Genomic DNA, 12,947 nt, shown 5'->3' with positions numbered 1-12,947 from the left:
CTCCTTATTCAGCAGGTTCTGTTTGAGGGCGCGCGGTGATCGGGCGATCAACGGCTTCGTCGTAAGACATATCGCCCATTGGCGCCTCTTCGCGGCGGTATCCGGCGATTGTCATCCAGATATTGTACGCCATGATGATTGCTCCAGCGAGGTAGAGCAGCCCGCCAAAGGCGCGCATGAGATACATCGGATGCAGCGCAGAGACGGTGTCAACAAAGCTGTTCACCAGGAACCCGTCAGAGCCATATTCGCGCCACATCAGGCCTTGAGTGATCCCGGCGACCCACATGCTGGCGGCGTAAAAAACGATGCCCAGCGTCGCGAGCCAGAAGTGCCAGTTGATCATCCTCAGGGAATAGAGCCGATCCTTCTTCCAGAGCTTAGGCACGAGGAAATAGACACAGGCAAAGGTGATCATTCCGTTCCATCCCAGCGCGCCGGAATGGACATGGCCGATGGTCCAGTCAGTGTAGTGCGACAGGCTATTCACCGCCTTGATCGACAGCATTGGCCCTTCAAATGTGCTCATCCCGTAAAAGGCGAGCGCCATAACCATCATGCGAATAATCGGATCGGTGCGGACTTTGTCCCATGCACCATTGAGCGTCATGAGCCCGTTGATCATCCCGCCCCAGCTGGGCATCCACAGCATGATCGAGAAGACCATACCCAGTGTCTGCGCCCAATCGGGCAGCGCGGTGTAGTGCAAGTGGTGCGGACCTGCCCAGATATAGAGGAAGATCAGCGACCAGAAGTGGATGATCGACAGCCGGTACGAATAGACCGGGCGATTGGCCTGCTTTGGTACGAAGTAATACATCATCGCAAGGAAGCCTGCGGTCAGGAAAAAGCCGACCGCATTATGACCGTACCACCACTGGGTCAGCGCATCCTGCACGCCAGCAAACGCGCTATAGCTTTGCGAGCCAAGCAAGCTGACCGGCATCGCCAGATTGTTCACCACATGCAGCATCGCCACCGTGATGATGAAGGCGAGGTAGAACCAGTTTGCGACGTAAATATGCGGCTCATTCCGGCGCAGCAAAGTTGCCACGAACACGGCCAAATACGCGACCCAGACAATGGTCAGCCACAGATCGACATACCATTCCGGTTCGGCGTATTCTTTGGATTGGGTAACGCCCAGCAAATAGCCGGTCGCCGCCAGCACGATGAAAAGCTGGTAGCCCCAGAAAACAAAGCGCGCGAGCCCAGGCAGCGCCAACGTCGTGCGGCATGTGCGCTGCACCACATAAAAACTCGTCGCCAGAAGCGCGTTCCCGCCAAAGGCAAAGATCACCGCAGAGGTGTGCAACGGACGAACGCGGCCAAAGGTAAGGAACGGTTCAACATTCAGAATGGGGAACGCCAATTGCAGCGCGATGAAAAGCCCTGCCAGCAGCCCGGCAAGGCCCCAGAACATTGTGGCGATTACGCCCCAGCGAACAACATCATCGTCATAACGCGATGGACCGGGGGGCATTTTGAAGATGCTCTGCGCTTTGGCAAGTGGATCGAACGACCCCATCGTTGCCATGATCATTATGGCAAGAACCACGCCGATGATGCCCATATGGACGGCAAAACCTGTGTCTTGCGCGCCAGCAATTGCAGCGATCACTGCCATTAGAGCGATTGCATAGAGGCCTACGCGGCCTAACACAGCTTCCATAGTGTCGATCCCCTTTGTTCCTGACCCGGTTAAGAGGTCAGGACAGTGCAGTATTTGATGCAGATCAAACTGGCGCGAAAATCGCTTGAGGCGCATTGCCGCAATGCACGACAATCGGTCCCGTCACCGGCAAGATCCCAACAAAACTACTGTATTATCCCATCCCGCAAGCACACGCTGTGTCCGCCTGCATTGACATCATCTATTCTGGACACAGCCATTACGCATTGATCTGCATCAATTTTTGAAAATAAATTAGGCGGCGGCCTTAAGGTGGCCAGCTCGGCTGTGCAGGCTTTCTACATCCAACAGACGGAAGTGGGAGCGGCCGCTCGTTTCGATTAAACCGGCATTGCGTAACTCGCTGAGCTGGCGGCTCACGGTTTCGACTGTGAGGCCAAGGCTATCACCAATATCACGGCGCGACATAATCAGCTCAAGCTCCACAGCATCCTCGCTGGACCAGCCAATCCGCTCTGCCATCGTCACCAGAAAACTCGCTAAGCGCTCACCTGCTGTCTTGCGTCCAAGCGCAACGGCCTTTTCGCGGCTCCTGGCAAGCGAACGCAGGGCTCTTTCAAGAATTTTGACAATCAGTTGTGCTTCTTGCTTGGCAATCTGGAGAAAGTCCTCTGCTGGAAAAAAGACCAATTCGCAGTCCTCAAGCGCGCACAATGTATAGGCATGCGCCACGGTTGCCGGGACCGAGACCAAATCGCCTTTGAAGTGGAACGCCACCACTTGCTCTCTTCCGTGCGAAACATGAGCGACCAATTTGGTGCTGCCACTGGCGATAAAGACGATCTGATCAACGCCATTGCCTTTGAAGGGAGCATCGCCTTCGCGCGCACTGGTGTAGCGCGCCACCGCTTTCGAGGCTCGAGAGCGTCGGACCAGAAGCACCTCCGGGCAAAATTGCCCTGCGGAACTCATCGAAAAGGTCGGGGAAGGTCATCGCATTCTTTCCTCTTTTGATCAGCCAAGCATGATCAGGATGAGTGCGTGATGGTCCATAATTCTACGTTCCACATTGATCTGGATCAAAGTGTCATGGCTCAAGCGGAACTATCGAGCCATCAGCAGCAAACATCCTGGGCCATTCCTGTGGCCACTGCTGCTTAAGAAGGAAGGACAATGAAATATCTTCTCGCCTCAGCCTGCGCCGCAATTGCGCTGGCTTCTTCTCCCGCTGCCGCACAGGACGAAAGTGGGGACGTCCAGATCAAACTGCTCGCGACCGGCGTTTTGCCTGACGGAGAAATTGACCAGGTCAACGTTGATTTGGTCGGCTTACCTGCCGGCACTGATACCGCCGCCAACGACAATTTTGTGCCCACCGTGGCTGCGGAGTACTTCTTCTCCGATAGCTTCTCAATCGAGACGATCGCGGGCACGACGCAGCATGATGTTGATGCGATCTCGGGATTTGCGCCAGGAACTGAGCTTGTATCCGACGGGGTCCTATTGCCAGCAACGGTCACTGCAAAACTGCATTTCGAGACTGGCGGAGTGAAGCCCTATGTCGGCGCTGGAGCGGCCTATTTCATCTGGCTCGATGTCGATCCCGGCGCAGCTGTGATCCCATTAGGCGTTACAAAGACGACGCTGTCGGATGAATTCGGTCTTGTCCTGCAAGCGGGCGTGGACGTGCCAGTTGGCGATTCTGGTTTTGGCGTTACTCTGGACGCCAAACGCTATTTCATCGGAACAACCGCAAGGTGGTTTGCAGGCGATACACTGGTGATTGAAAACGAGCACAATCTCGATCCATGGGTTGTGAGCGCAGGTGTAAGCTATCGGTTCTAGATGAGCTGGATGTGCCGCAGGAGGGCAAGTGAATGACATGACAGACGCGGCACAGAGCTCTCCTGTTCCCTTCAAGGTCGCGGGCGATCTGCAGCTATCAGATCTGCGCGCGGCCTTGACGGCTGGGTGGAACGATTTTCTGGCGATGCCTCAATTTGGGCTGTTCTTCGGGGCGCTGTTCGCGCTTGGAGGGATGGCCCTTGCCTATGCGACAATAGGGCTCGGAGAGGTCTCCTGGCTCATTCCCGCTGTCGCTGGTTTTCCCTTGCTGGCGCCGTTCCTGGCGGTGGGTCTCTACGAGGTTAGCCGCAGGCGCGAATACGGGATTGCGGTTGATTGGCCCGCCGTATTGGGCGCTATCAGAGGCCGCGGGCATGATCAGATCTTGAGCATGGGCGTGCTCATATTTGTGGGCTTTGGCTTTTGGGTGATCATCGCTCACCTTATTTTTTCGGTCTTCCTTGTGGAGGCCGGAGCAGGTTCGGAATCTCTTGAATTCCTGATCACCCCCATGGGCCTCGCGATGCTCGCAGTTGGCAGCTTGATTGGCGGTGTGATCGGTCTCGTTTTCTATGCTGTGACAGTGATCAGCCTGCCCATGTTGGTTGACCGCGAAGTTGATTTCCTGACCGCGATCTTTGCCAGCCTGAAGGCCGTCCGCGATAACAGCGTGGTCTTGCTCATTTGGGCCGTGTGCATCGCAATTCTATTGGCCTTGGCGTTCGCATTGGCTTTTCTTGGCATGTTGGTCGTGGTCCCGGTGCTCGGCCATGCGACTTGGCATTTGTACCGAAGAACGATTGCCACAATGCCACCGACAGATGAAGTAGCCTAGAAGCTGCTTTCACCCCCATGAGCTGACATAACTGGCACATAGAGGCCGGACTTGTTGCAGTCTGTCGGCTTTTTCAGGCTAAACACAAAAAGCGGCTGGTCTGATCACGACCCAGTTGCGGATATTTGCACTACCCCACCAATAAGATTAACGTCGAAAGAGTTCGCTCGCAGCAAGTGAATGAAAGTTCAGTGTAGATTGGAACGGAAAAGAATGAACACTCAAACCTCCAAATTTCCAATTGCCTGCGCCTTCTTCCTGGCGGCACTTCCAGCCAGCGCCCAGACGGTTGGGGATGTCAACGAGATTGGAAATATCGAAACTAGGGCAACCGTCGGAATAACCATTCCATTCGGAGGTGGTGCGCACACCGCCCAAGGAAGCCCGCGGTTTGATCTGACGGTTGAAACCGCTCAACTACGTCGAAGAAACGCTAACGGATTTTCCAATCCTAATACGGTCTGGCCAGAACGCCGCAATGTGCGTCGCTCAATGCTGTCTTGGACTATCGAAGATAGGCCTCGTTTCCTGCTCAATGGTCGCATGTTGAGAAGTGATTTCCGACTCTATGCAAATGGTAACTCGGAGCAGGAAAACGAGGGCGAACGAAGCGAACGCTCAACTGGCAAGAAAGTACTTAGAGGCGCAGCCATAGCAGGAGGTGTCGTCCTCCTCGTCGCTGGTATCGGCGTCGCTGCCATTGCCCTTGATTGCAACAGTGACGATGGGTGTGGCGAGTAAATTTCACTTCCGGTTGGGAGTCCGCGCTTATACGCAACCAAGCCTTATCCGTTCACAGATAGTCCGCTTTCACCCCCAGTCTCGGTCATTAGTCAGGGACAGGAGATGGGCCGGATGCGGTCTGTCCGGTATCGGGAGTGGACTTCAAGAAGCTGCCGTTTGGTTTGCAACCCCAAAAGCCCATTGCATTTTCATCGGAAAATCATCGGCTCGGCGACGTGTCGGCTCAAAATCAAAGATCCTAGGGCTGAATCAACAGCAATCGAGACCCGGTCGCTGATTTGATTTGGAAACCAGGAGAATTCGATGATCACGACCACCAAGGATCGCGACGAGGCCGCTTGTCCGACCCATCAGCCTAATCCGGTGTTGCCTCGCCGACCGCGCTTTTTCCTTACCGATGGCGGGTTGGAAACAAGCCTTGTTTTTGACGCGGGCCTCGACTTGCCGGAATTCGCGACGTTTCCGTTGCTCGACACGCTGGAAGGCCGCGAGACGCTGAGGCGATATTATCAGCAATTTCTCGATATCGCGGTGGATGCGGATTGCGGGTTCGTTTTCGAAACGCCGACCTGGCGCGCCAGCAGCGATTGGGGGAGAAGCTCGGCTATGACACAATCGATCTGCGCCGCGTGAACAAGGCCTCGGTCGAACTCGTAAAGCAAGTCGCCGCCAGCAACCTGTTCGGCGGAGCAAGCCTGCGGATTTCAGGCTGCGTGGGACCGCGCGGCGATGGGTACAGGATCGACCAACGGCTCGACACCGATGCCGCCCAGGCTTACCATTTCGAACAGATCGCGGCGCTTGCTGATGCCGGTGTTGATTATGTCACTGCAACGACGATGACGACCAGTAAGGAAGCCATCGGCATTGCGCGCGCAGCCGCCAGCCTCGCGATCCCCTGCGTCATCTCATTCACCGTTGAAACTGATGGCACTTTGCCGTCCGGGCAAGGGCTGGGTGAGGCTATTTCACAAGTCGATGCCGAGACCGACGGCGCACCGGCGTGGTTCATGATCAATTGCGCGCATCCCAGCCATTTCGCTGAACAGTCGGATGTGTGGCAGCTTTGGACCTCTCGCATCGGCGGCCTTCGCGCCAACGCATCTTGCAAGAGCCACGCCGAGCTCGATCAAGCCACCGAACTTGACGCGGGCGATCCGCATGACCTGGCCAAGCAATATGCCGAAATCTGCGGTCGCCTTCCCAATATCCGCGTTCTGGGCGGCTGTTGCGGCACGGATCACCGACATGTCGAAGCGATAGCAAACCAGATTATCCGCAACGGCTGATACCGCCGACCAGAACTCAAACTTTCAACTCAAAACCAAACACAAACGGGTGCTGAGCGTTGGCCAGTGCCCGGCCAAAAGTCGTGTTCAAAAGGAACCTTAAGATGACAAAGTCAATTCACTATCAAGTTGGTGTATCCCTGCTCAGTATCGCAGCGACCACCATTCTATTTGGCTCTGCACTTCCAGCAAACTCACAGGACCGCAGCGATCCCGCGCCGAATGAGACCACGTCAGAATTGGTGCAGCCTAGCATCGAAGAACCAGTTGACGACCTCATTCAAATTCAGGACTTCTCACCTGAGTGCAACAACAACAATGCCAACTTTGGTCGGCTGGAGTGCGGGAATGGCGCATTCGCCACGGGTAGTGGTTCCACTGCGATTGGTGACAACGCAATTGCCAGCGATGACGACACTGTTGCGCTTGGATTCACTGCGCAAGCAAGCGGCGTTTCGTCAATCGCGATAGGCCGCTCAGCTCAATCAGATGGTGCTACAAGCGTCGCTGTCGGTATCCGGTCAGAAGCCCGTCAGTTTGAGAGCCTCGCAGTCGGTGGTTTCGCCATCGCCGACTCGGAGCGCGGCACTGCGATTGGATCTCGCGCACAAGCCCTTGGCATTGGTGGCGTTTCTATCGGTGCACGTACTCTGTCGGAAACATCTGGCAGTATCGCAATCGGCAGCGACGGGCTGGATGACGATACTGACGGCGCATTCGCGATTGCAGATGACGCGATTGCTATCGGATCTGACGCCGGAGCGGGCGGTGTAAACGCCATCGCGATCGGGTCTGGCTCGACAGCAACATTTCTCAACTCAGCTGCGTTCGGCGCAGGAATTTCGACCGAAAGAGTGGGTCAATTCAAGTTTGGCAACAGTCTGACAACCTACACATTTTCAGGAATTGCATCGAGCAGCGCACGGCTTCTTCAAGGCGAGATCGACGGTGTCCTCATCACGGATGCCGATGGAAACCTGGCATCCGACGGTGGAAGGTTGAATGCGCGTGTGACCGAGCTGGAGAACGTCGTCGGCTCAGGAGGAGGATTTTCCGAGGAGTTGCTCGACGCAGTTATTGTGGCTATCGACAACAATGCGGGCGGGATCTTTGAGCTTGGAAACGACCTTGCCGAGACAAACGAGCAAGTCGATCAGAACACCGCCGACATCGCTCAACTCGATAGCCGTGTCGATGCGCTTGAAGGCGAAATCATTGCGGTTGCCGAACTGAACGGCACCGGCGCAAACAGCACCGCTGCCGGGACCGGCGCTATCGCATCGGGAAACAATGCGACCGCACTCGGCGACAACGCTCAAGCAAGCGGCGAAGGCTCGCTCGCATTGGGAGCGGATGCGTCTGCTGCGTATGATGGATCGACCGCCATTGGCGCGAGTGCCGAAACCTCGCGAGAGAACCAGATGGCGCTTGGTACGCAGGCCACAACCTACACCGCCGCCGGTATCGCTTCGGCGCAATCACAGGCAGCCCAAGGTGAGATCGTCGGCGTGATAACAACCGACGCCCAAGGCAATCTTGCATCGGATGGGGGAGCGTTGCAGGCGCAGGTTACCTCGAACCAGCAAGAGCTGGCGGTGAACACGGCGGCGATTGCTCTGAACGAGCAGGCAATTGCAGCGCAGTCTCAGCAATTGGCGAGCTTCGATTTGCGGCTGGAGAACTTCGGCCTTGCTCTTGGCGAGCAAGGCCGCCGACTCAATCGGGTCGAAAACGGTCTGGCCGCCGCGACTGCAATCCCTGACGCCTATCTCGACAGCACCGAAAGCTACGCGATCAGTGGCGGCTTTGGCGTGGTGGGCGACGAGATCGGCTTTGGCGGCAGTGTGATGGTTCGAGCCAGTGACCGTTGGAGCTTTGGTGCGAGCCTGGGCGTCAGCGGTGGCGAGGCGGCTGGGCGCATTCAATTCCGCTTGGCAAACTGACCCTCCCCTCCGGTGTCAGGCGGAGGAGCCATCGGCGCACCCTGCGGGTTGCCGGTGGCTCCATACCGTTTGCGCGCCCCCTAGGCGTCCCACGCTATCTTGAAGGCATTTTGCACCATCGCGGCCTGCGTTGGATCGGGATAAGAATGGGCCAGCCGGGCAAGCTGCAAATCCAGATCGTCATTCCCCTCGATCCGGCGAAGCCGCGAGGCGGCGCTGCGCATCAGGGCCGTGTCCGATTTTATGGCCGCAAGAACCATCAAAGACAGCCAACTGTACGGGTAAATCGGGTTGAGTTCGGAGGCCTCTTTGAGCAACGCTTCCGCCGCATCCAGATCACCCATCATGAACTTCGCAACGCCACGGTTCACCAGTGGGAAGTACTTCCAGGGAAACAACGGCGCGACACGGGCATGCTCATCCAATGAGCGCTCCGCCTCTTCAGGCTGGCCGTGATGCAGGTAATGCCGCGCGAGATAGAGGTGCGCGATCGGGTGCCATGGTGCCAGATCGACAGCCTTGCGGGCGAGGGCCATGCCCTCGGCTGGTCGCGTGATCATGAGCAAGGCCTGCGCCACCCAGGCGAGAACATTGGCATCCTCCGGCGCGAGCGCCAGAGCCATGTCGCAATGTTTGCGCGCTTCCTCCGCCTCGGCCTCGTTCTGCGCCCCTCCCAGCTCGTAATGCGCAGCCAAGGCGTTTGCGAGAGCGGCGTGCGCCGCCGGATAGCGCGGGTCCATCGCCACCGCGGCGCGCGCTTCCTCTATCGCCCGGGCAAGATTGGGAAGGTCGATCCGCTGATAGGCCGCGTTGGCACGCACAACCGCTTGCCAGGCCGACTGCGCCTTGTCCTGAGCCAGCGATGTTTCGGTGACCTCGCGGATCACGATGGTGCTGAAACGGGATGCCAGATCGACCACGACTTCCTCAGCCGGGATTCCCGTTTCAAGCATCGGATCGCGCGGCAGTGAAATCGCGTCGCTCCAGACGATTTGCCCCGATTTGTTCTCGGTCAGCTTGCAATGCGCGCGCAGTTTGATCGTGTCGTCGCGCAGTTCGATGCTGGCTTGGAATTGCGCCGTTTCCGCCGATCCCGGCACCAGCACAGAATGTTCGCGATTGAGCGAGAGCGCCGCCGCAATGTCGCTGCAAAGGAGTTGCGCCAGAGCCTCACCCTGATCCGCCGGTCCGGTGTAGGCAGCCGGCTGAATGCCAATCGTCGGCTGAGAAGCGCCTGCTTCGCGACCTGCCCCATGGCGTGGCACATCGGCTTCTCCGCCGTCACCCAGCAGCCGATAGCCAATCTTCGGAATGGTCTGAATCTCGTAACCGCCAAGCTGGGAGGCGAGACGTCGCAACCTGCCGATGCATCGCTGAATGGCGTCATCGCCCACAATCACGCCGTCCCAGCATTCTTCGATCATCAGATCGCGATCGATGACATCGCCCGCATTCGAAGCGAGCAGTACCAGGACCTGCATAACTCTCGGCTCCAGCGCGATATTCTCACTCTCGACCGACACCGACAGCAGGCGCGGCTGAACGCTCAGCGTTCCAAGCTCAAAGTTTTCTGTCTTGGCGAGATCGATACCCATCGGACCTTCATCGGCAAATCATCGGCTCGCCAGCCTATCGGGCGCGCAGCGGACAGGCAACAAATCGCGGGTCATTTAAAGATCGAAGGAAGTTACCGTGATCGAGTTTTTCGCTGCACTTGTTGCCATTTTCATCACCTTTGCTGTGATCGACCGCGTCTTGCCCGCAAGGCCTCAACCAGACCGTCCGTTTTGGCGGACCCGAGGGGTTATCGGCTTTGTTCTCTATTATGCAATCGCCTTTACGGCGCCTGTCCTCTGGGATGGATTGCTGGCGCGGCATACGCTGTTCGATGCGTCTTCGCTGCCCATCTGGGCTCAGGTTGCTGGTGGGTATCTGCTGTTCAACCTTGGAATGTATGGTTGGCACCGCTCGATGCACGAATCCGACACTTTGTGGCGCTTCGTCCATCAGACCCACCACTCAGCCGAACGGGTCGACATCTGGGGTGCATACTGGTTCCATCCGATCGACATGGCAGGCTGGGCGCTGCTCGGAAGCCTGGTGCTTGTCGGCGTGTTCGGGATCAGCGCGGAGGCTGGCGTGGTGATCAACCTGATCGGCAGCTTCATGGCCATGTTCACCCACGCGAACATCAAAACCCCGCATTGGCTGGGCTATTTCGTCGCCCGCCCGGAAATGCACGCGGTGCACCACGAGCGCGGCGTCCATCGCTACAACTATGCCGATCTGCCATGGTTCGACATGCTGTTTGGAACCTACCGCAATCCGCGAGTTGCCCCGAAAGAGGCCGGGATCATCGATGGTGGTTCGGACCGCATTGGCGACCTCCTGATCGGTCGCAAGATTGGCTGATGGGCCTTGTGGAACGCCGTTCAACTAACTCTGAGGTATTGAAATGAAGAACCGAATTTTACTCGCCCTATCCGTCATCATGCTTTCCGCCTTGGCCGCCTGTTCTGCCGTTTCCGCGCCGATCAATCAGGAGGAGGAAATCACTCTGATCATCAGGTTCGAAGCCAGTGAGGAAGGGGTCTCGGAATTCGAGGAGATGATGGCCGGGGTGGCGGGTGCCATGGCATCGGAGCCCGGTTTTAAGTCGGCAACCGTTCATCGCAACATCGACCAACGTCGCGTCTTTGTCCTCGAGGAGGTTTGGGCAAGCCGTGCACTGCACGAAGAGCATTTCGACACAATCAACCGCAATGGCGATTGGTCACACATCCGCTCACTTTTGGTCCGCGAACCCGAGATGGGGTATTATCAATCGCGATGAGAATTGCGTCGCTTTGTGGGCCGATTGCGGACTGTCCGCTTCTGAAGCTTTAAGACTAGAAAGCTGTTGTTCTGCAAGCGACCCACTTGCGGACGTTCGAACTAACCCAATCTAGCGTTGGCTGGGGTGACAAAAGAAGCCGTCAGAACCTGAGACACCGAAAGAGGTGCTGTTCATCGATAAGAATGAGAAGTTGAGCGAACAATCAGGGCGCCGTTCTTTACTCAAGGCCGTATGCTGAGAGAACATCGATCATCGACAGACTTTTGCGCCATTTTCTCTCGCACTGGCAAGGTGATCAAATGCAATATCTTTCACAAACCCTTGCACTGGGTCTCACCTTATTCGTTATGGGCTGCTCAGGCCAATCTGTCCGTCGTCAGAACATTTGGCACAAGTCACAGCTTAGATTAGCGGAGCGTCTGCCTCGTCTTGTTGGTTGATATTAGGCGGCCAGCTTGCGGTGTTGCAAGCGCCGATGTTGGATAGTCTTTCTTTTGGTCCTTTCTCGCTGCTTGATGATGGCCTCCACTCTACCGAAGTAGGCATCGGCAGGCGTAACGTTGTCCAAGCTCTCGTGATAACGCTGGTGGTTGTAATGCTCGACCAACGCGTCGATCTGGTTTTCTAGATCGCCAGGCAGGAAGTAGTTTTCTAGCAGGATGCGGTTCTTCAAGGTTTGGTGCCAGCGCTCGATCTTACCCTGCGTCTGAGGATGGAAGGGCGCACCACGAACGTGGCTCATGTCATTCGTCTTGATGTAATCGGCTAACTCTTCGGCGATGTAGCTGGGACCATTATCGCTCAGCAGTCTCGGTCTGTGCTTGATGCTGGCAGATGCGCAACCAGAGGCTTCTAGCGCCATATCCAGCGTCTCGGTCACATCCTCAGCCCGCATCGTGCTGCACAGCTTCCATGCGATGATGTAGCGCGAGTAGTCATCGAGCACGGTCGATAGATAGACCCATCCCCAACCGATAATCTTGAAGTAGGTAAAGTCTGTCTGCCACATCTCGTTCACGCGAGTGGTTGGAGTGTGGAACCGGTCAGCAGCCTTGATCACAGTATAGGCTGGACTGGTGATGAGATCATGAGCCTTCAGCAGGCGGTAGACGCTCGCTTCAGACACGAAGTAGCGCTTCTCATCGGTAAACCGCACAGCCAGCTCGCGCGGGCTGAGCTCAGAGTGCTCCAGCGCCAGCTCGATGATCTGGTGATGGATATGCGAAGGGATGCGGTTCCACACCCGGCTTGGGGCTGACGGTCTATCTGCAAGCGCTTCAGGCCCGCCTTCCAGATAACGGTCATACCAGCGGTAGAACGTCCGGCGCGCCACACCCAACCGATCCAACGTCTGCTTGGCTGGCTGATGAGCTTGTTCGACGAGCCTGATGATCTCCAACTTCTCAGATGCAGGATACCTCATTCTTCGTCTCCCCCATCCGCGATCATGCTTTTTTTGAGCAGACGGTTCTCAAGCGTGAGATCGGCAACGCATTCCTTCAGATCACGGGCCTCATGCCGCAGATCCTTCACCTCGTCTGTGGTTGCAGATCGCGCCGTATCCCCAGCAAGCCTGCGCTTGCCTGCTTCCATAAACTCCTTTGACCAGGTGTAATATAGGCTCTGCGCAATGCCTTCCTTGCGGCACAGCTCAGCGATGCTGTCATCGCCGCGCAGACCCTCCAGCACGATCCGGATCTTCTCCTCGGCAGAGAACTGCCGCCGTGTCTTCCTGCGGATGTCTTTTACTACCCGCTCAGCACTCGCCTTAGAATTTGAATGTTTGTTTCTCATCTTCGTTCCTTCGTCACTGCGACGAGAA

12 protein-coding genes are annotated in these 12,947 nt (G+C 56.8%); 8 read left to right on the top strand and 4 right to left on the bottom strand.

Annotated features, from left to right (window positions below; genetic code table 11):
• Positions 1–4 precede the first annotated feature (4 nt).
• Together ccoN and AC0V6U_RS12290 are read right to left on the bottom strand one after the other, a co-directional pair.
• Positions 5–1,672 (bottom strand): cytochrome-c oxidase, cbb3-type subunit I, encoded by a 1,668-nt coding sequence (gene ccoN, locus AC0V6U_RS12295; RefSeq protein WP_472643457.1) that lies wholly within the window; start codon positions 1,670–1,672, stop codon positions 5–7.
• Positions 1,673–1,927: 255 nt separating this feature from the next.
• The gene (locus AC0V6U_RS12290) at positions 1,928–2,539 is read right to left on the bottom strand and encodes a Crp/Fnr family transcriptional regulator (protein WP_486169481.1); all 612 of its coding nucleotides are present in this window, start codon (positions 2,537–2,539) and stop codon (positions 1,928–1,930) included.
• 267 nt (positions 2,540–2,806) lie between these two features.
• Between AC0V6U_RS12290 and AC0V6U_RS12285 the strand changes: the two genes are divergently transcribed.
• The 6 genes from AC0V6U_RS12285 (at position 2,807) to AC0V6U_RS12260 (ending at position 8,289) form a co-directional block, all read left to right on the top strand.
• On the top strand, positions 2,807–3,478 hold the full coding sequence (locus tag AC0V6U_RS12285; RefSeq protein ID WP_472643455.1) for an OmpW/AlkL family protein: 672 nt from the start codon (positions 2,807–2,809) through the stop codon (positions 3,476–3,478).
• Positions 3,479–3,515: 37 nt separating this feature from the next.
• Complete coding sequence (locus AC0V6U_RS12280) at positions 3,516–4,313, top strand: DUF2189 domain-containing protein (RefSeq protein WP_472643454.1); 798 nt, start codon at positions 3,516–3,518, stop codon at positions 4,311–4,313.
• Positions 4,314–4,526: 213 nt separating this feature from the next.
• A complete protein-coding gene (locus AC0V6U_RS12275; RefSeq protein ID WP_472643453.1) occupies positions 4,527–5,054 on the top strand; it encodes a hypothetical protein in 528 nt (175 codons plus the stop codon).
• 306 nt (positions 5,055–5,360) lie between these two features.
• Entirely contained in the window at positions 5,361–5,690 is a 330-nt protein-coding gene (locus tag AC0V6U_RS12270) for a homocysteine S-methyltransferase family protein (RefSeq protein ID WP_472643452.1), read from the top strand.
• On the top strand, positions 5,645–6,346 hold the full coding sequence (locus tag AC0V6U_RS12265; RefSeq protein ID WP_472643451.1) for a homocysteine S-methyltransferase family protein: 702 nt from the start codon (positions 5,645–5,647) through the stop codon (positions 6,344–6,346). The genes AC0V6U_RS12270 and AC0V6U_RS12265 overlap by 46 nt, the downstream gene beginning before the upstream one ends.
• A gap of 104 nt (positions 6,347–6,450) precedes the next feature.
• Positions 6,451–8,289 carry a hypothetical protein gene (locus tag AC0V6U_RS12260; RefSeq protein ID WP_472643450.1) on the top strand — a complete coding sequence of 613 codons (1,839 nt, stop codon included), beginning with the start codon at positions 6,451–6,453 and terminating at the stop codon, positions 8,287–8,289.
• A gap of 80 nt (positions 8,290–8,369) precedes the next feature.
• Here AC0V6U_RS12260 and AC0V6U_RS12255 read toward each other — a convergent pair whose 3' ends face one another.
• On the bottom strand, positions 8,370–9,884 hold the full coding sequence (locus AC0V6U_RS12255; RefSeq protein WP_472643449.1) for a winged helix-turn-helix domain-containing protein: 1,515 nt from the start codon (positions 9,882–9,884) through the stop codon (positions 8,370–8,372).
• 97 nt (positions 9,885–9,981) lie between these two features.
• On the opposite strand from AC0V6U_RS12255, the gene AC0V6U_RS12250 reads away from it, so the two are divergent.
• Positions 9,982–10,701 carry a sterol desaturase family protein gene (locus AC0V6U_RS12250; protein ID WP_472643448.1) on the top strand — a complete coding sequence of 240 codons (720 nt, stop codon included), beginning with the start codon at positions 9,982–9,984 and terminating at the stop codon, positions 10,699–10,701.
• 43 nt (positions 10,702–10,744) lie between these two features.
• Positions 10,745–11,122: a putative quinol monooxygenase gene (locus AC0V6U_RS12245; protein WP_472643447.1), complete on the top strand. Its 378-nt coding sequence runs from the start codon at positions 10,745–10,747 to the stop codon at positions 11,120–11,122.
• 445 nt (positions 11,123–11,567) lie between these two features.
• Here AC0V6U_RS12245 and AC0V6U_RS12240 read toward each other — a convergent pair.
• Positions 11,568–12,919 (bottom strand): IS3 family transposase gene (locus AC0V6U_RS12240; RefSeq protein ID WP_472642790.1). Its coding sequence is split into 2 segments (ribosomal slippage): positions 11,568–12,583 and positions 12,583–12,919, totalling 1,353 coding nucleotides; the frame shifts between segments, so codons are not numbered across the junction.
• Positions 12,920–12,947 lie beyond the last annotated feature (28 nt).

The organism is Erythrobacter sp. W36, assembly GCF_057364935.1.
This window is presented reverse-complemented; position numbering and strand designations above follow the sequence as displayed.